18 protein-coding genes are annotated in these 19,728 nt (G+C 70.4%); 8 read left to right on the forward strand and 10 right to left on the reverse strand.

The genetic code is table 11. The features are described 5' to 3' along the window. The first annotated feature begins 3 nt into the window (after positions 1 to 3). Positions 4 to 1,092, forward strand: a complete 1,089-nt coding sequence (gene murG / locus ACK4JY_RS01020) for an undecaprenyldiphospho-muramoylpentapeptide beta-N-acetylglucosaminyltransferase (protein ID WP_409602290.1) — start codon at positions 4 to 6, stop codon at positions 1,090 to 1,092. A gap of 41 nt (positions 1,093 to 1,133) precedes the next feature. Beyond that, a complete protein-coding gene (locus tag ACK4JY_RS01025) occupies positions 1,134 to 2,258 on the forward strand; it encodes a mechanosensitive ion channel family protein (protein ID WP_409602292.1) in 1,125 nt (374 codons plus the stop codon). On the opposite strand, the gene ACK4JY_RS01030 is transcribed toward ACK4JY_RS01025, so the two are convergent. After that, positions 2,221 to 2,703 (reverse strand): hypothetical protein, encoded by a 483-nt coding sequence (locus ACK4JY_RS01030; protein WP_409602294.1) that lies wholly within the window; start codon positions 2,701 to 2,703, stop codon positions 2,221 to 2,223. The two genes, ACK4JY_RS01025 and ACK4JY_RS01030, sit on opposite strands and share 38 nt — an antisense overlap. Positions 2,704 to 2,751: 48 nt before the next feature. On the opposite strand from ACK4JY_RS01030, the gene ACK4JY_RS01035 reads away from it, so the two are divergent. After that, on the forward strand, positions 2,752 to 3,489 hold the full coding sequence (locus ACK4JY_RS01035) for a WecB/TagA/CpsF family glycosyltransferase (protein WP_409602296.1): 738 nt from the start codon (positions 2,752 to 2,754) through the stop codon (positions 3,487 to 3,489). A 115-nt stretch (positions 3,490 to 3,604) separates the two neighbouring features. On the opposite strand, the gene smc is transcribed toward ACK4JY_RS01035, so the two are convergent. The 4 genes from smc to ACK4JY_RS01055 all read right to left on the reverse strand — a co-directional run bounded on the left by smc (position 3,605) and on the right by ACK4JY_RS01055 (position 9,008). Then, complete coding sequence (smc, locus tag ACK4JY_RS01040) at positions 3,605 to 7,045, reverse strand: chromosome segregation protein SMC (RefSeq protein WP_409602298.1); 3,441 nt, start codon at positions 7,043 to 7,045, stop codon at positions 3,605 to 3,607. A gap of 12 nt (positions 7,046 to 7,057) precedes the next feature. Beyond that, positions 7,058 to 7,687: a DsbA family protein gene (locus tag ACK4JY_RS01045; RefSeq protein WP_409602300.1), complete on the reverse strand. Its 630-nt coding sequence runs from the start codon at positions 7,685 to 7,687 to the stop codon at positions 7,058 to 7,060. Between the two features lie 7 nt (positions 7,688 to 7,694). Further along, positions 7,695 to 8,345: a thioredoxin domain-containing protein gene (locus ACK4JY_RS01050; RefSeq protein ID WP_409602302.1), complete on the reverse strand. Its 651-nt coding sequence runs from the start codon at positions 8,343 to 8,345 to the stop codon at positions 7,695 to 7,697. 96 nt (positions 8,346 to 8,441) lie between these two features. Beyond that, positions 8,442 to 9,008, reverse strand: coding sequence for a DUF721 domain-containing protein (locus ACK4JY_RS01055; protein ID WP_409602304.1), 567 nt, complete (start codon positions 9,006 to 9,008; stop codon positions 8,442 to 8,444). 21 nt (positions 9,009 to 9,029) lie between these two features. Between ACK4JY_RS01055 and mutY the strand changes: the two genes are divergently transcribed. Beyond that, entirely contained in the window at positions 9,030 to 10,100 is a 1,071-nt protein-coding gene (gene mutY / locus ACK4JY_RS01060) for an A/G-specific adenine glycosylase (RefSeq protein WP_409602306.1), read from the forward strand. Between the two features lie 3 nt (positions 10,101 to 10,103). Here mutY and ACK4JY_RS01065 read toward each other — a convergent pair whose 3' ends face one another. Then, positions 10,104 to 11,183 (reverse strand): site-specific DNA-methyltransferase, encoded by a 1,080-nt coding sequence (locus tag ACK4JY_RS01065; RefSeq protein ID WP_409602308.1) that lies wholly within the window; start codon positions 11,181 to 11,183, stop codon positions 10,104 to 10,106. A gap of 132 nt (positions 11,184 to 11,315) precedes the next feature. On the opposite strand from ACK4JY_RS01065, the gene ACK4JY_RS01070 reads away from it, so the two are divergent. The 3 genes from ACK4JY_RS01070 to ACK4JY_RS01080 all read left to right on the forward strand — a co-directional run bounded on the left by ACK4JY_RS01070 (position 11,316) and on the right by ACK4JY_RS01080 (position 16,406). Continuing rightward, a complete protein-coding gene (locus tag ACK4JY_RS01070) occupies positions 11,316 to 12,575 on the forward strand; it encodes an alpha/beta fold hydrolase (protein WP_409602310.1) in 1,260 nt (419 codons plus the stop codon). A gap of 423 nt (positions 12,576 to 12,998) precedes the next feature. After that, positions 12,999 to 15,689, forward strand: coding sequence for a pyruvate, phosphate dikinase (gene ppdK, locus ACK4JY_RS01075; protein ID WP_409602312.1), 2,691 nt, complete (start codon positions 12,999 to 13,001; stop codon positions 15,687 to 15,689). Between the two features lie 186 nt (positions 15,690 to 15,875). Then, positions 15,876 to 16,406 (forward strand): porin family protein, encoded by a 531-nt coding sequence (locus ACK4JY_RS01080; RefSeq protein WP_409602314.1) that lies wholly within the window; start codon positions 15,876 to 15,878, stop codon positions 16,404 to 16,406. Positions 16,407 to 16,467: 61 nt separating this feature from the next. Here the strand turns inward: ACK4JY_RS01080 and ACK4JY_RS01085 are convergent, their stop codons facing one another. Further along, on the reverse strand, positions 16,468 to 16,731 hold the full coding sequence (locus ACK4JY_RS01085) for a hypothetical protein (protein WP_332653310.1): 264 nt from the start codon (positions 16,729 to 16,731) through the stop codon (positions 16,468 to 16,470). Between the two features lie 131 nt (positions 16,732 to 16,862). Here ACK4JY_RS01085 and ACK4JY_RS01090 point away from each other — a divergent pair, with 131 nt between their 5' ends. After that, the gene (locus ACK4JY_RS01090; protein ID WP_409602316.1) at positions 16,863 to 17,348 is read left to right on the forward strand and encodes a hypothetical protein; all 486 of its coding nucleotides are present in this window, start codon (positions 16,863 to 16,865) and stop codon (positions 17,346 to 17,348) included. On the opposite strand, the gene ychF is transcribed toward ACK4JY_RS01090, so the two are convergent. From ychF to pth, 3 genes are all read right to left on the reverse strand, one after another. Beyond that, entirely contained in the window at positions 17,345 to 18,442 is a 1,098-nt protein-coding gene (ychF, locus tag ACK4JY_RS01095; protein ID WP_409602318.1) for a redox-regulated ATPase YchF, read from the reverse strand. The genes ACK4JY_RS01090 and ychF overlap by 4 nt on opposite strands. A gap of 78 nt (positions 18,443 to 18,520) precedes the next feature. Continuing rightward, complete coding sequence (locus tag ACK4JY_RS01100) at positions 18,521 to 19,000, reverse strand: copper chaperone PCu(A)C (protein ID WP_409602320.1); 480 nt, start codon at positions 18,998 to 19,000, stop codon at positions 18,521 to 18,523. A gap of 74 nt (positions 19,001 to 19,074) precedes the next feature. Next, the gene (pth, locus tag ACK4JY_RS01105) at positions 19,075 to 19,695 is read right to left on the reverse strand and encodes an aminoacyl-tRNA hydrolase (protein WP_409602322.1); all 621 of its coding nucleotides are present in this window, start codon (positions 19,693 to 19,695) and stop codon (positions 19,075 to 19,077) included. Positions 19,696 to 19,728 lie beyond the last annotated feature (33 nt).

Here is a 19,728-nt window from a genome sequence, read left to right on the forward strand (position 1 = left end):
GCCATGACCACGAAGCTCTGCGTCGTCGCCGCCGGGGGCACCGGCGGCCACATGTTCCCGGCCGAGGCCCTGTCGCGCGAGCTCGCCTCGCGCGGCTGGCGCATCGTCCTGGCCACCGACCACCGGGGCGAGCAATACGCCCATGCCTTCCCCGCCGAGGAGCGGATCGCGCTGGACGCCGCCACCGGGCGCGGACCGATCGGTCTGGCCAAGGCGGGTCTGACCATCGTGCGCGGCGTGGTCCAGGCCCGGGCCGCGCTGAAGCGGCTGGACGCGGCGGTGGTGGTCGGCTTCGGCGGCTACCCTTCGGCCCCGGCCCTGCTGGCGGCGCTGAGCCAGGGTCGGCCGACTCTGTTGCACGAGCAGAACGCGGTGCTGGGCCGCACCAACCGCTGGCTGGCGCCCTATGTCGGCGCCGTCGCCTCGTCCTTCCCCAATCTGCAGAAGGTCCCGCAGGGCTTCGGCGCGCGGGTCAGCCTGATCGGCAATCCGGTGCGGCCCGACATCCGCGCCCTCTACGACCGGCCCTTCGCCGCCCCGGCGCCGGGCCAGCCGATCCATGTGCTGGTCACCGGCGGCAGCCAGGGCGCGCGCATCCTGTCCGAGACCGCGCCGCGGGCGCTGGCGGCCCTGCCCGAGGCGATCCGCGGACGGCTTCGCGTACAACAGCAGTCGCGTCCCGACTCCCTCGAGGCCGCGCGTCAGATATATCTCGACGCCGCCATCGAGGCCGAGGTCGCCCCCTTCTTCCGCGACATGGCCCGGCGGCTGTCGGCGGCGCATCTGGTCATCGGCCGGGCCGGGGCCTCGACCTGTTCCGAACTGGCCGTGGCCGGCCTGCCGTCGATCCTGATCCCGCTCAAGATCGCCATGGACGACCATCAGAGGTTCAACGCCGCCAGCCTGGCCGACGCCGGCGGGGCCGAGGTGATGCTGGAGGACGATGTCGCCGTCGAGCGCCTGACCGCCGCGCTCGCCGCCATCCTTGGCGACCCGGCCCGTCTGGCGGCGATGAGCCGCGGCGCGCGCTCGACCGCCCTGCCGGACGCCGCCCGCTCGCTCGCCGACAGGGTCGAGGCCGCCGCCGGCTGATCCCCACGGCGCCGCTTGGCCGGTTCGTGCGTTGAAGGACGATGCCGCCCTTCATCACCGACATGACCCGTGAGATCGCCCGCCTGTGGCGCGAGTTCTACTGGCTGCCGGAATGGGCCGTGGTCACCGCCATCGTCGCAGCCTTCGTCTTCGTCGGCTGGGCCGCCAACCAGATCGTCTTCGCCCTGCTGCAACTGGCGGTGCGCAAACGCGATGTGTTCTGGCGCGGCGTGGTCGGCCGGGCCCGGCTCAAGGTCCGGGTCGCGGTGATGATCCTCGCCCTGGCCGTCGCCGTCACCGTGTCGCCGCTCGATCCCGGCCCGTCGGAATTCATCCGCCAGACGCTGGTGTTCCTGTTCATCCTGACCCTCGGCTGGATGCTGATCGGCGCCTCCGACATGTGGGCGGTGGTCTATCTGCGGCGCTTCAACATGGCGGCGGACGACAATCTGATCGCCCGCAAACACGTCACCCAGGCCCGCATCCTGCAGCGGGTCTCGGGCCTGCTGATCGGCGTGGTCACCCTCGGCCTGGCCCTGCTGACGATCTCTGAGGTGCGGCAGTGGGGCATGAGCCTGCTGGCCTCGGCGGGCGTGGTCGGCATCATCGCCGGCTTCGCCCTGCAGCCGCTGCTGACCAATCTGATCGCCGGCGTGCAGATCGCCACCGACCAGCCGATCCGGCTCGATGACGCCGTCGTCGTTGAGGGCGAGTGGGGCGTGATAGAGGAGATCACGTCCAGCTATGTCGTGGTCAAGCTGTGGGACTGGCGGCGAATGATCCTGCCGCTGACCTATTTCATCCAGAAGCCGTTCCAGAACTGGACGCGCGAGACCGCCAGCCTGATCGGTTCGGCCTATTTCCACGTCGACTATGAAGCCCCCATCGACCGTTTGAGGACCGAGCTGGAGCGCATCTGCCGCGACAGCCCATTGTGGGATGGCGACGTCGTCAGCCTTCAGATCACCGACGTCCCCGATCGCACCGCCCAGGTCCGCTGTCTGGCCAGCGCCCGCAACGCCCCGACCACCTTCGACCTGCGCTGCGAAATCCGCGAGAAAATGCTCGCCTTCATGCGCGACGAATGCCTCGAAGCCCTGCCGCGCGACCGCATCGATCTGGGTCGGCTCAGTTCGCCAGACGCAGCGCCGCCCGCCCGACCCTGACCCCGTCGGCCAAGGTATCGGCGTCGGCCTCGCCCGCCGCTTCCGGGTCGCAGGCCACGGCCAGAAGTTCGGCGGCGTCTCCGCCCGGCGCGGCGTCATACTCGGGAGCTGTATCCGGCGTGGCCGGCCCTTCGGCGCCGCCCTCGCGCACCGAGGCGAAATCCTGCCGGTCGGCGGTGCGCGCCCCGCAGTCGAACGCCCACCACGACCAGCCGCCCCAATAGGTCTGGCCGCCGACGGTGAAATCCTCCTCCGCCACCTGCAGCGACCGCATCCGCACCGCGTCGCCGTCGCGCTGGATCGAGGACAGGTCGGCCAGCACGGCGAACCGGCCCACCCCGGTCAGCACCAGTCGCGGCCCGTCCTGCGGCGGCGCCGCTGGCCGGGCGCAGGCCGGCGTCGCCAGCGTCAGGCCGAGCAGGAGTGGCACGATTACCGCTTTCATGGTCCCTTCGTAACCGGCCGTTGACCCGCTGGCGAGTAGGCTCGGGCGATGACGCGCTTCATGACGCTCGACTTCGCCGACGGAGACCGGCCAGCCCTGCTGGACCAGGTTGCGGCCATGGCGCGCGGCCCGTACGGCTATGTCTCCACGCCCAACGTCGACCACGTCATCAAGCGGATGGACGGCCGGGTCGAGGCCCAGGTCTATGACGGCGCGGCGCTCAAGGTCTGCGACAGCCGCATCCTCGCCCACCTGGCCCGGCTGCGCGGCAAGGCGCTGGCGGTCTATCCCGGTTCGGACCTGACCGCCGACCTGCTGGCGTCGGACCACGACCTGACCATCGGCGTGTTCGGCCCCGACCGCGCCGCCTTCGACGACCTCGTCGCCCGCTACCCCGCGCGCCCCCTCACTTGGATCGAGGCGCCGATGGGCCTGACCCCCGGGACCGTCGTCTGGGCTTCCGCGCTGGATGCGGCCGCCCGGGCTGAATGGGATGTCCTGCTGGCCTGTATTTCCTTCCCCAAACAGGAGCGTTTCGCCCACGCGCTGGGCGCCGCCGGCCGCCAGACCGGCGTCGTTCTGTGCGTCGGCGCCTCGGTCGACTTCCTGACCGGCCGCCAGCAGCGCGCGCCTCGCATCTTCCAGTGCCTGTCGCTGGAATGGCTGCACCGGCTGATGACCCAGCCGCGCCGCATGTTCCGCCGCTATGTCATCGAGGGCCCGGCCATCCTGGGCTGGTTCGTGCGGACGGAGTTGCTGGGTTCGCATTCCTCCCCCCGAGCGTAGCGACAGGGGGAGGGGGACCGCCGGAACGGCGGTGGAGGGGCGCCCCACCCGCCGCTGTCTGGAATTAGCCCCTCCACCATCCTTCGGATGGTCCCCCTCCCCCGATGGGGGAGGATTACGCCGCCACGATCTCTTCCGCTTGGCTCAGGTCCACGCTGACCAGCTGGCTCACCCCCCGCTCGGGCATGGTGACGCCGTACAGACGGTCCATCCGGCTCATGGTCACCGGATTGTGGGTGATGACGATGAAGCGGGTGTCGGTCCGCTTCCGCATCTCGTCCAGCATGCGGCAGAAGCGGTCGACGTTGGCGTCGTCGAGCGGCGCGTCAACCTCGTCCAGCACGCAGACGGGCGCCGGATTGGCCAGGAACACCGCGAAGATCAGGGCCGCCGCCGTCAGCGCCTGTTCGCCGCCCGACATCAGGCTCATCACCGACAGCCGCTTGCCCGGCGGGCAGGCGTAGATCTCCAGCCCGGCCTCCAGCGGATCGTCGCTCTCGACCAGTTTCAGCTCGGCCTGGCCGCCGCCGAACAGGGCCTCGAACAGGCTTTTGAAATTGTCGTTGATGACGTCGAAGGCCGCCACCAGCCGCTCGCGCCCCTCGGCGTTCAGCTCGTCGATGCCGTCACGCAATTTGGCGATGGCCGAGGTCAGGTCCGACCGCTCGACCTTCATCGTCTGCAGCCGGTCGCCGTACTCATTGGCCTCTTCCTCGGCCAGCAGGTTCACGGCCCCCAGCGCCTCGCGCTCGCGCTCCAGCCCGTACAACAGGCTTTCGGCCCCGGCGGCGTCGGGCGGACGGGCGATGGCGTCGTCGGTCAGCTTCTGGCCCAGCTCTTCCGGCGACATCTGCGCCGTCTCGCGCAGGTTGGCCTCGGTCTCGGCCAGTTTCTCCGCCGCCGCCTCGGCCCGCGCCGCCAGCCCGGCCCGCGCCTCGCGCGCCGACGACGCCGCCGACTCCGCCGCCCGCGCCGCCCGGTCGGCCTCTCCGGCCTGACCCTCGGCCGTCGCCAGCGCATCCGCCGCCGCCTTGCGCCGGTTCTCGGCTGTCGTCAGCGCGTCCAGCAGCGATGAGCGTTGCGCCGCCAGCTGCTCCGGCGCGTCCGCGGCCGCCTTCAGCCGCGCCGCCGTCTTCTCTGAGTCCTTCTCCAGCGACCCGATCCGGACCGTGGCGTCCTCCGCCCGCGCGGCCCACCCGTCGCGTTCGCGGGTCAGCCCCTCCGAGCGGGATTGACGCCCGGCGACCTCGCGCGCCTCGGCGTCCCGCTCGACCCGCGCCGTCGCCGCCGCGCCGCGCGCCGCGTCCGCCGCCGCCCGCGCCGCCGTCAGCTCGGCCCGCAGCCCGTCCAGCGTCTCGGACGGCGCCTCGGTCCCCTGCGCCTCGGCCAACGCCGTCCCGGCCGCCTCGACCTCGGTCGCCAGCCGGGCCAACGTCTCGTCCAGCGCCTGGGCCCGGGCTTCCTTGCGCGCCTGTTCGCGGCCCAGCGCCTCGACCCGGTCGCGGGCGGCGGCGACGGTCTTGTCGAGGGCGAAGGGCGCGGCGCGGGCCGTCTTCACCGCCTCCTCGGCGGCGCGGAAGGCCTCGGTCGCGGCCTTGAGCGCCCCTTGGGCCGTCTCCAGCGCCGGCTTGCCCGCGTCGATCTCGGCCTCCAGCTCCGATAGCCGGGTCCGCTGCGCCAGCCGCACGGCCGCCGGGCGCGGCGCTTCGGCCCGCTGGACGAAACCGTCCCAGCGCCACAGGTCGCCCTCGCGCGTGACCAGCCGGGCGCCGACCGGCAGGGCCCTGGCCAGCCGCTCGATCTCGCCCGCGGGCGCGACCCCGCACAGGGCCAGACGCGCCTGCAACGCGTCAGGGGCCGAGACATGATCGGCCAGTGGCGCGATCCCGTCCGGCCAGACCGGCGAGGGGACCTCCGCTCCGGCCCAGTAGGTCGCGGCCTTCCTGTCCAGCGCCGCGTCCAGATCGTCGCCCAGCGCCGCGGCCAGCGCCGCCTCATAGCCCTTGGCGGCCTTGACGCTGTCCAGCGCCGGAGCGTGCTCGCGCTTGCCCTGCACCAGCAGCTGGGCGAGGCCGCGCGCCTCGGTCTGGAGCCGTCCCAGCCGGTCCTCGGCCGCCCGCGCCGCCTGCCGCGCCTCCTGCTCGACCCGGGCCCTGTCGCCCCGGTCCGCCTCCGCCGCCTCGACCGCCCCCCGCGCCGCCGCCAGCTCGGCCTGCGCCTGTTCCAGCGCCGCCTTCGCGGCCCCGATCTCCGGCGTCTCCAGCGGCCCGAGCGCCTCGCGCTCGCGCTGCGCCGTCGCCAGCTGCGCCTCGGCCCGCGCCACCCGCGCCTCGGCGTCGCGCTTGCGCGCGTTTTCCGCCGAGACCCGGGCTTCCACCGCGGCGACCGCCCCGGCCACGCGTTCGACCTCGGCGTCGGCGGCCGTGCGCGCGTCCTCGGCGGCGGCCAGCGCCGCCTCCAGCTCTGGCCCCCGCGCCGGGGCGGCGGCCATCTCGGCCTGCAAGGCTTCCAGCGCCGCGCCCAGCCGGGCCAGCTCTTCCCCGGCGTCCCCGGCCATGGCGGTCTCGCGCTCGATGTCGGCGGCGATGCGGGCGGACTCGGCGGTCAGCCGCTCGACCTCGGCCCGCGCGGCCTGTTCGGCCATGTCCAGCCGGTCGCGCTCCAGCGAGGCGCGGTGCAGCAAGGCCCCGGCCACCGCATCCTCCTCGCGCGCCGGCTTCAGCGCCTCCTGCGCGTTCAGCGATGCGGTCTGCGCCCGGCCCGAGGCCGTCGTCGCCTCCAGCACCGCCCGGTCGGCCTCGGCCAGCTCCTTCGCCGCCGCCTCCGCCGCCAGCCGGGCGTCGTTCCAGCGCACGAACAGCAGGGCCGCCTGCAGGGCGCGGATCTCGGCCGAGATCTTCTTGTACTTCTCCGCCTGTCGCGCCTCGCGCTTCAGCCGGGTGAGGGTCGTCTCCAGCTCGCGGCCGATGTCATCCAGCCGCTCCAGATTGGTCTCGGCCGCCTTCAGCCTCAGCTCGGCCTCGTGCCGCCGCGTGTGCAGGCCGGCGACCCCGCCCGCCTCCTCGAGGATGCGGCGGCGGTTCTGCGGCTTGGCGGCGATCAGCTCGCTGATCTGGCCCTGACGGACGAGGGCAGGGGAGTTCGCCCCCGTCGATGCGTCGGCGAACAGCAGCTGCACGTCGCGGGCCCGGACCTCCTTGCCGTTGATGCGGTAGGTCGAACCCTGGCCCCGGTCGATGCGGCGCGACACCTCGATCACGGCGCTGTCGGTGAAGGGTTGGGGCGCCTTGCGCTGGGCGTTGTCGATGGTCAGCGAGACCTCGGCGTGGCTGCGCGGCGGGCGGTTGGCGGCGCCGGCGAAGATGACGTCGTCCATGCCCTGACCGCGCATGGCCTTGGCGGAGTTCGCGCCCATCACCCAGCGCAGGCTCTCCAGCACATTGGACTTGCCGCAGCCGTTGGGGCCGACCACGCCGGTCAGGCCCGGCTCGATATGCACCTCGGCGGGATCGACGAAGGATTTGAAACCGACGAGCCGAAGGCGCTGGAACTGCATCCTGCTAGCGGATCACCGGCCGTCGAGCAGCGGCTGGATCAGGGGTTCAAACGCCGCGACATCCCATGCGGCGAGGCTGCCCGGGGGCACCAGCTCTCCGTTGATCATGAAGGCCGGCGTGCCGCTGACGCCATCGGCGAACGACTGTGCGGCGCGCGCCTCGACCTCGGCGAACGACGCCTCGTTCGAGAAACAGGCGTTCATCTGGCCGGACGTCAGGCCGCCGGCCTGACCCGCCGTGGCCAGCCAGCTGGTCACCGCCGCCTGGGTCGGTTCGGCCAGCAGCGCCTGCCCGCGGAACAGGGCGTCCAGCACCTGGTCGTAGCGCTCTTCCGGGGCGCAGCGGGCCATCACGGCCCCGGCGATGGCGACCGGCTGCGGCCGGGTCGGCAGGTCGCGGAACGCGACCCGGACCTGTCCGGTGTCGACGAACCGCGCCTTGAAGGCCGGAAAGTCCTGCGTGTGCCAGTGGGCGCAGTGATCGCAGGTGGTCGAAAGATAGACCGTCAGGGTCACCGGCGCCGTCGCCGACCCCATGGTCCGGTCGCCGTCGCGGATCGGCTCCACCGTCTGGGCCAGCGCCATCGACGGCGCGGCGATCGCGACCACCAGGGTCAGCAGCAGTCGCGAAAGCCGCGTCATCGGCGGATCAGCCCTTGGCCAATTCGGCGTCGATCGCCTTGGACAGGTCGGCCAGGCTGGTGCCCGACTGCGAGCCCGGGGTGATCACCTTGACGTCGTTGACGAAGAAGGTCGGGGTGCCCTCCACGCCGGCGGCGAAGGCGGCCTTGGCGCGCTCGTCGGCAGCGGCGATGGCGGCCTCGTCGGTGATGCATTCCTGGATGCGTTCGTTGCTCAGGCCGGCGCCGTTGCCGACGCGGAACAGGGTGGCGCGGGGGTCGCCCTGCATCTCGGCCTGGCTGGCCAGCAGCTCATGGACGACGTCGAAATATTTGTCCTCGCCGGCGCAGCGGGCGATCAGGAAGCCGGCGATGGCGACCTCGGCCGGCGGCGTCGGGATCTCGCGGAAGACGTAGCGCACCTTGTTGGTGTCGACGTAGCGGGTCTTGAAGCCTTCCCAGTTCTCGGACTGCCAGGCGGCGCAGACGTGGCAGGTGACCGAGGCGTATTCGACCACCGTGACCTTGGCTCCCTCGGCCGCGCCGATGGCCATGTCGCCCGCGGCCGCGCCGCCGGCTCCGCCGCTGTTGCAGCCGGCCAGGGCGACCATGGCGGTCAGGGCCGCGGCGGTCATCGCCGCGCGGCGGCTCATCGCGGCGTATCGGGTCGTGGCGCTCATGGAGTCGTCCTCATTGGCTCGGGGATGAAAGCATCGCGCGATTCCCCCGGAAATGCGCGCACAGGGGTTTTCGAGAACAGAAGCGGCGGAGTTTTGTCAATCGCCCGCACGGTGGCGTCCCTTGTCCGGATCGCCCAGCACGGCGCGGCCCAGACGCTCCAGCGGGCCTCTCAGCGGATCGGGCGCGTCGGCCACCGACGCCTTGAGCTCGGCCTCCTGATGCGCCGGAAGCGGGCGCGGCGTGGCGCGGGCCCGGACCGGCGGGGCCAGGCCGAGGGGTGGCTTGACCGGTCCCTGGGCAATCCTCAGCTTCTCGACGCTGCCCGGGCCGAGGAACAGATTCACCCGCTGCAGTATGTCCTCCGACTGGTGCTGCACCAGCAGGGCGGCCGGCCCGGCCACGCGCAGCTCCAGCGTCCCGCCGGCGCCGGCCCGCCCCTTGGTCAGTTTCTGCGGCCGCGTCACCCGGGCCAGCCGCTCGCCGACGATCTCGGTCCAGCGCGGCTCCAGCGCCGAGGCCCCGCGCCCGAACTTGGCGTCCAGTTCCTTGATCAGCCCCTGCAAGGCCCGTCCGGCCTTCGGCGCCGGCCGCGGGGCCGGACGCGTGCGCCTGCGAGACAGGATTTCGCGGACCTCGGCGTCGGTGGGCAGCATGCGGGCCATTTCCGGTTTATAGCGCGGGGAATGCCCCCCGTCCCGGTTCACGTCCCCGCGCCTGCCGCCGCTCCCGCCGCCGCCGTGCGGGCGGCCCTGCTGGACTGGTACGACGCCAACCGCCGCGTCCTCGTCTGGCGCCCGGCGCCGGGCCGCGACCGCCCCGACCCCTACCGCGTCTGGCTGTCGGAGGTGATGCTGCAGCAGACCACCACGCCGCATGCGGCACCCTATTTCCTCGCCTTCACCGCCCGCTGGCCGACCGTGTCCGACCTCGCCGCCGCCGCCGACGCCGAGGTCATGGCCGCCTGGGCCGGGCTCGGCTACTACGCCCGCGCCCGCAACCTGCTGGCCTGCGCCCGCGCCGTCGCCGACCAGCACGGCGGGGTCTTCCCCGACAGCGAGGCCGGCCTGCTCGCTCTGCCCGGGGTGGGCGCCTATACCGCCGCCGCGGTCGCCGCCATCGCCTTCGACCGCCCGGCCAATGCCGTCGACGGCAATGTCGAGCGGGTCATGGCCCGGCTGTTCGCCGTCGAAACCCCGCTGCCGGCGGCCAAGCCGGAGCTCAGGCGGCTGGCGGCGACGCTGGTGGCGGACGACCGCCCCGGCGACTGGGCCCAGGCTCTGATGGACCTCGGCGCCACCGTCTGCCGGCCCGGCCGCCCGCAGTGCGAGCGCTGTCCGCTGACCGCATGGTGCGCCGCCTTCCAGTCCGGCGCGCCGGGGCGCTATCCGTTGAGGACGAAGAAGGCCGACCGCCCGCGTCGCCGGGGGGTGGCCTGGGTGCTGCGCGACGGGGCCGGCCGGGTGGCCCTCGTCCAGCGACCGGAGAAGGGGCTGCTCGGCGGTATGCTGGGCCTGCCGACGTCCGACTGGTCCGCCGATCCCGTCGAGCCCCTCCCGCCCGCCTCCGCCACGTGGCGCGAGGCTGGCGCCGTCGAGCACGTCTTCACCCATTTCGCCCTGACGCTTGAGGTCCGGGCGGGCGAGGGGCGGGCGGGGGAGGGCGTCGGCCCGTTCGTCTGGACGCCGGTGGACGAGGCCCTGGCCTCGCTGCCCACCGTCTTCCGCAAGGCGCTGGAACGCGGCCTGTCCGACTGACCGTTACTGCATCCCCGCGCGGACCTCGGCCCGCAGGGTGTCGATCGACCGCAGGCCCTGATCGGATTTGAAGCGCCAATAGGTCCAGCCGTTGCAGGCCGGGGCGTTCTCAAACAGGGCGCCCATCTTGTGGATCGAACCGCTCAGCGTGCCCGAGACCAGCGAACCATCGGCCCGGACCCGGGCCTCGCGCTCCCCCTTGGGGCAGTACAGCCGGTCGCCCGGCCGCAGCAGGCCGGCCTCGACCAGCGCCCCGAACGGCACCTTGGGCTCGGCCCGCTTGGAGCCCATCACGGCCAGGTCCTCCGGCGCCGCCGGGATCACCGCCTTGATCCGCTTTTCAGCGACCTTGGCGTAACCCTCGTCGCGCTCGATGCCGATGAAATGCCGACCCAGCCGCTTCGCCGCCGCGCCGGTCGTGCCGGTGCCGAAGAACGGGTCCAGCACGATGTCGCCGGGCCGTGTCGCGGCCAGCAGCACCCGGTGCAGCAGGGCCTCGGGCTTCTGCGTCGGATGCGCCTTCTTGCCGTCGGCGTCCTTGATCCGCTCCTCGCCGGTGCACAGGGCGAAGGTCCAGTCCGAGCGCATCTGGGTGTCTTCGTTGAAGGCCTTCAGCGCGTCGTAGTTGAAGGTGTACCGCTTCTGCTCGCGGCTGCGCGCGGCCCAGATCAGGGTCTCGTGGGCGTTAGTGAAGCGCGTGCCCTTGAAGTTCGGCATCGGGTTCGACTTGCGCCAGATGATGTCGTTCAGCACCCAGAAGCCGAGGTCCTGGATCGCCGAGCCGAGGCGGAAGACATTGTGATAGCTGCCGATCACCCAGATCGAGCCCTCCGGCTTCAGCACCCGGCGGCATTCGGTCAGCCAGGCCCGGGTGAAGGCGTCATAGGTCGCGAAGCTGTCGAACTTGTCCCAGTCGTCATCAACCGCGTCGACCAGGCTGTTGTCCGGCCGCAAAAGATCGCCGCCCAGTTGCAGATTATAGGGCGGGTCGGCGAAGACCATGTCGACGGAGGCGTCGGGCAGGCCCTTCAGCACCTCGATGCAGTCGCCCCTCAGAACGACGTCGGTCTTTAACCCGGACATATCCACTCGGCCCCGTACAGCTTGAACAGCGAGTGGTGAATCATCGCGGTTAAGGGCGGGTTAGCTTGAGGCCCTTTCGGAACGAACAAGGGTCGACCTGTGTTGGGCAGGCTCCTCCCCGAAAGTAGCCCGATGCTCCTGCTCGTCTTCCTCCAGCGCCTCTTCTCCTTTGTCTCGCTGGCCATTCTCGGCCTGGCCGGCTGGCTGCTGTGGCGGTGGTATGACGCCTGGCACGTGGCGGAAACCCTCGGTCTTGAAGAACCTTCGCGCGCCCCCTTGTGGTGGGGCGCGGGCCTGCTGGCCTTCAGCCTGCTGGGTCGTTTCCCGGTGCTGATGTTGCTGGGGCGGGGCGGGGCGACGTCGCCGCCGCGCCGCGCCGGGGGCCGCGAGGTCGTAGGCGCCGACGGCGCCGTGCTGAACGTCGAGCTGGAAGGCACCGCCGACGGGCCGATCCTGCTCTTCACCCATGGCTGGGCCCTTTCGGCGCGCATCTGGGCCGAGGCGCGGGCCGAATTGGGTGGACGCTTCGGCCTCGCCTTCTGGGACCTGCCCGGGCTGGGCCGCTCGGGCCGCCCGCCCGCGGGCTATTCGATCGAGGGCTTCGCCGAGGATCTGCACGCCGTCATCGACAGCCTGCCAGCGGACCGCCCGCTCATCCTCGTCGGCCACAGCATCGGCGGCATGACAGTGCAGACCTTCTGCGCCCGCCATCCCGAACTGCTGAACAATCGGGTGGCCGCCATCGTGCTGGAGAACACCACCCACACCAATCCGCTGGAGACGATGCTGTTCTCGCGGGTGCTCAAGCCGATGCAGCCGGTCATCGAGGTGATGTCGAAGGTCTCGACGGTCGTGTCGCCGGTGATCTGGCTGGTGAACTGGCAGTCCTGGCTCAGCGGCGCGACCCATCTGGCCACCCGCATCGCCGGCTTCGGCGCCCGGCCGACGCGCGAACAGTTGGACCGCACGGCCCTGCTGATCACCAAGAGCTCGCCCGCGGTCCAGGCGCGTGGCAACCTCGCCATGATCCACTGGTCGATCACCGGCGACCTGCCGCTGATCGACGTCCCGGCCCTGGTCTTCGCCGGCGGGCGCGACCTGATCACCAAGGACCACGCCGGCGAGACCATCGCCGCCGCCCTGCCGCAGGGCCGGCTGGTCCGGGTCGAGGACGCCGGCCACATGGGTCCGGTCGAGAAGTCGGCCTTCTACAACGAGCAGATCGAGGACTTCGCCGGTTTCGTCCATCTGCTGGCCAGCCGCGCCGCCGCGCCCTCGGGTCGCTCCTTCCTGTCGCCGGACGCCGATCTGGCCCCACCGGCGCCTGCCCAGGAACCGGGCGACAGGGATGCTCCGACCGTTCCCGGGATGACCGCGCCGCGCCCCATCTGAGACGGCCGCTGCCGCCCTGCCAACCGGTACCCTGTCATCCCGGCCAAACCCGGTCATGCCCTGCCATCCCGCGCACGCCGAACCCCGGGCGCACGCCCCAAAAAGGGTCATTGCGTCCGATTCTGACGCGGGCGCGTGCTTCCATGTCGGCATGGGAGGCGAAGGCCGTCGTGCGCGGCCCGAGTCCTCCCGTGCGGCGTCATGACTTCCCAACAGGGGCGTGGGAGCAGGGAACGAAAGTGTCGGGATGGCAGGGTTTCGAGATTTTTGGGTGACAGGGTCCGGCGCGACACCGGAACCGTCACGGCCGCTCACGTTTTGTTACGCTCAGCCTCGCCTTGCCGCGCCTCGCGCGCTAAGCGGGGCCATGCACCGCGTGCGGAGCGAGTCCGCCGCGATCGATCACGGCTCAGGGGCTGGTAAATGACTCAGTGGGTGTACGGCTTCGGCGGCGGGTCCGCCGATGGCGACGCGTCGATGAAGAATCTTCTCGGCGGCAAGGGCGCGAACCTCGCCGAGATGTCGTCGCTGGGCCTGCCGGTGCCGCCGGGCTTCACCATCACGACCGAGGCCTGCGTCCACTATTTCACCAATGGCCAGAGCTATCCGGCGGACCTCGCCGAACAGGTCGTCGCCGGTCTGAAGACCGTCGAGGCCGTCGTCGGCAAGACCTTCGGCGATGCGAAGAACCCCCTGCTGGTCTCGGTCCGCTCGGGCGCCCGGGCGTCCATGCCGGGCATGATGGACACGGTCCTCAACCTCGGCCTCAACGACGAGACGGTCGAGGGCCTGGCGGCGCTCAGCGGCGACCGACGCTTCGCCTTCGACAGCTACCGTCGCTTCATCACCATGTATTCGAACGTCGTGCTGGGCCTGTCGCACGACGACTTCGAAGAGGTTCTGGACGATCACAAGGACCGGCTCGGCGTCACCATCGACACCGACCTGTCGGCCGCCGACTGGGAGAAGGTAGTCGCCGAATACAAACAGGTGGTCGAGGACCGTCTGGGTCGGCCCTTCCCGCAGGATCCCAACGACCAGCTGTGGGGCGCGGTTTCGGCCGTCTTCGCCAGCTGGATGAACGACCGGGCCAAATTCTACCGCCGCATGCACGACATCCCCGAGAGCTGGGGCACGGCCGTCAATGTGCAGTCCATGGTCTTCGGCAACATGGGCGACACCTCGGCCACCGGCGTGGCCTTCACCCGCAACCCGTCCACCGGCGAGGCGAAGCTGTACGGCGAATTCCTGATCAACGCCCAGGGCGAGGACGTCGTCGCCGGCATCCGCACGCCGCAGTCGCTGACCCGGGCCGGTCGTGAGGAAATGGGCGAGACCGCCCCCTCGATGGAAGAGGCCATGCCGGTGGTCTTCGCCGAGTTCGTCGATGTCGTCGGCAAGCTCGAAACCCACTATCGCGACATGCAGGACATCGAGTTCACGGTCGAACAGGGCCGACTGTGGATGCTGCAGACCCGCAACGGCAAGCGCACCGCCAAGGCGGCGCTCAAGGTGGCGGTCGATCTGGCGGCTGAAGGGGTGATCTCGCAGGAGGAGGCCATCGGCCGCGTAGAGCCCTCGGCCCTCGACCAGCTGCTGCACCCGACGCTCGATCCGCAGGCCGAGCGCAAGGTCGTCGCCGCCGGTCTTCCGGCCTCGCCAGGCGCCGCGACCGGCAAGATCTGTTTCGACGCCGACGAGGCCGAGCGGCTGGCCCAGCTCGGCGACGCCGTCATCCTCGTGCGCGAGGAGACCAGCCCTGAGGATATCCATGGCATGCACGCGGCGCGCGGCATCGTCACCGCCCGCGGCGGCATGACCAGCCACGCGGCGGTGGTCGCCCGCGGCATGGGCCGTCCCTGCGTCTCCGGCGCCGGCGAGATCCACATCGACGAAAAGGCCGGGACCTTCACCGCCCGCGGCCGCGTCTTCAAGGCCGGCGAGATCATCACCATCGACGGCTCCAAGGGCGAGGTGCTGGACGGCGCCGTGGCCATGATCGAGCCCGAGCTGACCGGCGACTTCCAGACCCTGATGGCCTGGGCCGACAAGGTCCGACGCCTGCGCGTCCGCGCCAACGCCGAGACGCCGCTGGACGCCCGGACCGCCCGCGGCTTCGGCGCCGAGGGCATCGGCCTGTGCCGCACCGAGCATATGTTCTTCGACGACGCCCGCATCGCCGCCGTGCGCGAGATGATCCTCGCCGATGACGAGGCCGGGCGTCGCGCCGCCCTGGCGAAGATCGCGCCGTTCCAGAAGTCGGACTTCGTCGAGCTGTTCCAGATCATGGCCGGCCTGCCTGTCACGGTGCGGCTGCTCGACCCGCCCCTGCACGAATTCATCCCTCACACCGACGCCGAGATCGACGCCCTGGCCGAGACGCAGGGTCTCGACGCCGCCAAGCTGAAGCGCCGGGCAAAGGAGCTGCACGAGACCAACCCCATGCTCGGTCACCGCGGCTGCCGCCTCGGCGTGGCTTATCCCGAGATCTATGAGATGCAGGTCCGCGCCATCCTCGAGGCGGCGCTGGAGGTGCAGGCGACGTCGGGCCAGGCTCCGCTGCCCGAGATCATGCACCCGCTGGTCGCCCTCGGTCTGGAGATGAAATACCTGCGCGAGCTGACCGACCGGGTCGCCCGCGAGGTCTTCGCCGAAACCGGCCAGTCGATCGCCTATCTGGTCGGCACCATGATCGAACTGCCGCGCGCGGCCCTGCGCGCGGGGGACCTGGCCGAGCACGCCGAGTTCTTCTCCTTCGGCACCAACGACCTGACCCAGACCACCTTCGGGATCAGCCGCGACGACTCCGGCCGCTTCCTGCAGGCCTATCTCGACAAGGGCATCTTCGAGACCGACCCGTTCGTCCGGCTCGACCGCGACGGCGTCGGCGACCTGATCCGCATCGCCGCCGAGCGCGGCGGGGCGGCCCGTCCGGACATCAAGATGGGCATCTGCGGCGAACATGGCGGCGACCCGTCCTCGATCGCCTTCTGCGAGGAGGTCGGTCTGGCCTACGTCAGCTGCTCGCCCTACCGCGTGCCCATCGCCCGCCTCGCCGCCGCCCAGGCCGCGCTGAACCACCGGGCCGGAACGGAACAGGAGAAGGACCGCTAGCAGGCGAACGCCGTTACAAGGTCACAGGAATGTCATGATTGGCGTACCGGCGTCTGTGCCTTGTAACGCACAGGGGATCGCAAGTTGTTTTCCGCCTCTGGAACGCCCCAACGTTCATCCCATTTGTTTCCCGCTGGATGGGGCCGGTCACAACGGTAGTGACCACATCTAGAGGATACAGAAACAATGCGTAACGTTCTTCTCGCGACTGCCGCTCTTACTCTGATCGCCGGACCGGCGATGGCCCAGAGCTTCAACGACCCGCAGTGGACCGGCTCGGTCGGCTACACCCACCTCGACAGCGGCGACGAAAGCCTCGGCGCCGTCACCGGCCGCGTCGGCGCCAAGGTCTCGCAATACATCGGCGTCGAGGCTGAAGCCTCGTTCGGCGTCAAGGACGAGGACATCACCGTCGCCGGCGTCGACGGCACGGTCGAGCACGACTACGACGCCGCCGTCTATGCGGTCGCCTCGGTCCCGGTCAGTCCGAACCTCGAACTGTTCGGCCGCGTCGGCTACGGCACGACCTCGATCAAGGCCGACGTCGCCGGCTTCACCGCTGAAGAAGACGGCGAAAGCGTCAACTACGGCGCCGGCGCCAACTACTTCTTCGACGGCCAGAACGGCGTCCGCGCCGACTGGACCCGCCGGGACTTCCAGGACGACGCCGGTGGTGAGATCGACACCTATGGTCTCAGCTTCGTTCGCCGCTTCTAATACCCGAAACGACGAAGGCCCGCGGCGATCGCCGCGGGCCCTTCCCGTCGATGGCGTGGCTTCAGGCGACGCCGGGCTGCAGCGCCCACCGCATCGAACCTTCGCCGAACGGTTTGAAGAACAGGTCGCGGTAGCGCTCGAACACCTCGACAATCCGGTTGGCCAGATCCTGGGCGACAGTCTCGCCGCGCTGGCGCTTCATCGCGGCGACGCACTGGACCACGTCCTTCTGATGCGCCGATCCGCCCATGCGTTTCAGCACCGCGGCGATGTCCTGGGCCAACGGATCGATCTGCGCAGCCCATGGATTGGTGTTCTGAGTCATTCGGGACGCCCCCTTGTTCTCGACACAGAAGAACCGGTCGCAAATACGGGCAGGGGATGCAAGCGTGACCGCAAATTCGTGATCGAGGCGAACGGCCGGGAGCCGTTCGGCTCCGGCAGCGTTACTGCTGCATGATCGGGACCCGTTTCTGCCTGCTCGCCGTCGTCGCTGTCGCCGCCTGCGGTGACGGCGAGGCCAATCCGCCGACCCAACCGGCCTCCCCCATCGACACGCCGGAGGCCGCCGCCCCCCCGCCGGCCGCATCCCCGGGCGTGGGGTCCGTCATGCCGGGCAGCGGCCCGCGCAGCTTCGTCGGTCGCTGGACCGCCGACGTCTCATGGTGTTCGAACACCACCGGGCCGGAACGCCCGATCGAGATCACCACCACCCGCTTCGAAGGCTATGAAAACAGCTGCGCCATTGGCTCGGTCGACCAGATCGCAGACGGCTACGAAGCGGGCCTGACCTGCACCGCGGAAGGCGTTGTCTCCAGAGAGCGCGTCCGCCTCTCGGTGACCGGCCAGACCCTGCGCCTGACCTGGCTGAACCGCGACAATGCGCTCGTTACTCTGACCAAATGCACGACGCTTGAAGATACCCCCGCGCCGGGCCCCTAGCTGCTGAACAGGAAATGCATGACGTCGCCGTCCTTGACGACATAGCTCTTGCCCTCGGCCCGCATCTTCCCGGCCTCCTTCGCCCCCTGTTCGCCCTTGAGGGCCACGAAGTCGGTGTAGGCGATGGTCTCGGCGCGGATGAAGCCCTTCTCAAAGTCCGTGTGGATCACCCCCGCCGCCTGCGGCCCGGTCGCTCCGATCGGGATGGTCCAAGCCCGCGCCTCCTTGGGGCCGACAGTGAAATAGGTCTGCAGGCCCAGCAGGGCGTAGGCCTCGCGAATGAGCCGGTTCAGGCCCGGCTCCTCCAGACCCATGCTCTCGAGGAATTCGGCCTGCTCTGCGGCGTCGAGCACGGCCAGTTCGGAGTCGATCTTGGCCGAGATCACCACGGCCTTGGCGTTGTCGGCGGCGGCGCGTTTGGCCACCAGATCCGACAGCTCGTTGCCCTTGTCGGCGGAGCCCTCATCGACGTTGGCGACATAGAGGGCGGGCAGGGAGGTCAGCAGCTGCAGCATGTGCCACGCCTTCTCGTCCTCCTTGTCGACCTTGACGACGCGAGCGGGCTTGCCGGCGCGCAGCGGCGTCAGGGCCATGTTGATCAGCCGCAGAGTCGTCTGGGCCTCCTTGTCGCCGCCCTTGGCCTTCTTCTCGACGTTGACCACGCGCTTCTCGAGGCTCTCAAGGTCGGCGAGCATCAGTTCGGTCTCGATAATCTCGAGATCCGAAATCGGGTCGATGCGGTTCTCGACGTGGGTGATGTCGTCATCGACGAAGCAGCGGGCGACGAAGGCCACGGCGTCGCAGTCGCGAATATTGGCCAGGAACTGATTGCCCAGACCCTCGCCCTTGGATGCGCCGCGCACCAGGCCGGCGATGTCGACGAAGGTGATCCGCGACGGGATGATCTCTTTCGAGCCGGCGATCTCGGCCAGCACGTCAAGGCGCGGTTCCGGCACCGCCACGTCGCCGGTGTTCGGCTCAATGGTGCAGAAAGGATAGTTGGCCGCCTGGGCCGCCGCCGTCTTGGTGAGGGCGTTGAACAGGGTGGACTTGCCGACGTTGGGCAGGCCGACGATCGCGACTTTCAGGGCCATGGGGGCGGGATTTTCCTAGGTGAGCGCGAGCCTTTAGCGGGTCGCGACCGATTTGTCAGGCTCGGGTGATCAACGCTGTCAGGGCTTGGGCGGGCCGTCGTGAGCGAGCGCCGGCTGGCCGACCCTGGCGATGACCTCGACCGGGGGCGCCGCAGCGAAGGTCAGGGTCAGGGGGACGGTGTCCCCGGCTCTCAGGGGCTCGGCGACGCCGAGCAGCATAATGTGATTGCCGCCGGGCTTCAGTTCGACCGCCTGACCTGCCGGAAGGGCCAGACCGTCCTTGAGCTCCCGCATCATCATCATATTGCTCTCGATCCGGCTCTCGTGGATCTGGGTCCGGCCCGCGGCCGGCGTGGCGGCGCTGACGAGCCGATCGTCGGCGCTCGCGGTGAGGGTCAGATAACAGCCGGTGGTCTGCCGTCCGACCGGCGTAGGGCGGCACAGCGCCTCCGAGACCTGAACGGCCCCCGCCGCGCTGGAAGCGGCCTTTTCCCCGGAGGTGCAGGCCGCGAGGCCGGCGATGGCGAGCAGGGCGATAGATAACGGGGCGCGGGCCATCGGTAGCCTTTCAGGAGGACGCGGCGGTCTATCGTCCGGATCAGGCGTCCGCAAGGCGGCGGCCTGTCGCGCGGTCAGCCTTCGCCGCGGGCCGCCTGCCTGGGACTGAATTTGGGTGCGGGCGCCAGTCTCATGACCTCGGCCTGGTAGCGGTCGTCGTCCCCGGCCATGGCGAAGGGCAGGGCGTCGGCCAAGGCGGTCAGCATCGGCGCCAGCCAGGCCTGGTCGGCCTTGTGAAAGTCGCTGAGGACATAGCCATGGACCAGCTGGGGCTCGCCTGGATGGCCGATTCCCATCCGGCCGCGGCGGAAGTCGGGCCCGAGCTGGCTGATCAGGGACCGGACGCCGTTCTGGCCGGCCGCGCCTCCGCCGCTCTTCATCCGGAACCGGCCGGGGGCAAGGTCGATCTCGTCGTGAAAGACAACGACCTGTGGGGGCTGCACCTTGTAGAAGCGCGCCGCCTCGGCCACCGCCCGCCCGCTCTCGTTCATATAGGTTTGCGGCTTCATCAACAGGATGCGCTCGCGCCCGGAGGCGGTCTCGACCTCCCCCTCGCGAATGACCGACTGGAATTTCGCGCGCTCGGGTCCGAACGACCAGCGCCGTGCGATTTCGTCCACGGCCATGAAGCCGATGTTGTGGCGGTTGCCCTGGTATTTCGGCCCCGGATTGCCGAGGCCGGCGATGATAATCATGGCGGGTTCCGGAAAAGGAAACGGCCCCGTCCG

The sequence above is a fragment of the Brevundimonas sp. genome, from assembly GCF_046295595.1.
Taxonomy (GTDB): domain Bacteria; phylum Pseudomonadota; class Alphaproteobacteria; order Caulobacterales; family Caulobacteraceae; genus Brevundimonas.

Bases quoted from the DNA above. Each gene is read 5' to 3' on its own strand.
- murG (WP_409602290.1), top strand. From the start codon at position 4: ATGACCACGAAGCTCTGCGTCGTCGCCGCCGGGGGCACCGGCGGCCAC.
- ACK4JY_RS01025 (WP_409602292.1), top strand. From the start codon at position 1,134: ATGCCGCCCTTCATCACCGACATGACCCGTGAGATCGCCCGCCTGTGG.
- ACK4JY_RS01030 (WP_409602294.1), bottom strand. From the start codon at position 2,703: ATGAAAGCGGTAATCGTGCCACTCCTGCTCGGCCTGACGCTGGCGACG.
- ACK4JY_RS01035 (WP_409602296.1), top strand. From the start codon at position 2,752: ATGACGCGCTTCATGACGCTCGACTTCGCCGACGGAGACCGGCCAGCC.
- smc (WP_409602298.1), bottom strand. From the start codon at position 7,045: ATGCAGTTCCAGCGCCTTCGGCTCGTCGGTTTCAAATCCTTCGTCGAT.
- ACK4JY_RS01045 (WP_409602300.1), bottom strand. From the start codon at position 7,687: ATGACGCGGCTTTCGCGACTGCTGCTGACCCTGGTGGTCGCGATCGCC.
- ACK4JY_RS01050 (WP_409602302.1), bottom strand. From the start codon at position 8,345: ATGAGCGCCACGACCCGATACGCCGCGATGAGCCGCCGCGCGGCGATG.
- ACK4JY_RS01055 (WP_409602304.1), bottom strand. From the start codon at position 9,008: ATGGCCCGCATGCTGCCCACCGACGCCGAGGTCCGCGAAATCCTGTCT.
- mutY (WP_409602306.1), top strand. From the start codon at position 9,030: ATGCCCCCCGTCCCGGTTCACGTCCCCGCGCCTGCCGCCGCTCCCGCC.
- ACK4JY_RS01065 (WP_409602308.1), bottom strand. From the start codon at position 11,183: ATGTCCGGGTTAAAGACCGACGTCGTTCTGAGGGGCGACTGCATCGAG.
- ACK4JY_RS01070 (WP_409602310.1), top strand. From the start codon at position 11,316: ATGCTCCTGCTCGTCTTCCTCCAGCGCCTCTTCTCCTTTGTCTCGCTG.
- ppdK (WP_409602312.1), top strand. From the start codon at position 12,999: ATGACTCAGTGGGTGTACGGCTTCGGCGGCGGGTCCGCCGATGGCGAC.
- ACK4JY_RS01080 (WP_409602314.1), top strand. From the start codon at position 15,876: ATGCGTAACGTTCTTCTCGCGACTGCCGCTCTTACTCTGATCGCCGGA.
- ACK4JY_RS01085 (WP_332653310.1), bottom strand. From the start codon at position 16,731: ATGACTCAGAACACCAATCCATGGGCTGCGCAGATCGATCCGTTGGCC.
- ACK4JY_RS01090 (WP_409602316.1), top strand. From the start codon at position 16,863: ATGATCGGGACCCGTTTCTGCCTGCTCGCCGTCGTCGCTGTCGCCGCC.
- ychF (WP_409602318.1), bottom strand. From the start codon at position 18,442: ATGGCCCTGAAAGTCGCGATCGTCGGCCTGCCCAACGTCGGCAAGTCC.
- ACK4JY_RS01100 (WP_409602320.1), bottom strand. From the start codon at position 19,000: ATGGCCCGCGCCCCGTTATCTATCGCCCTGCTCGCCATCGCCGGCCTC.
- pth (WP_409602322.1), bottom strand. From the start codon at position 19,695: ATGATTATCATCGCCGGCCTCGGCAATCCGGGGCCGAAATACCAGGGC.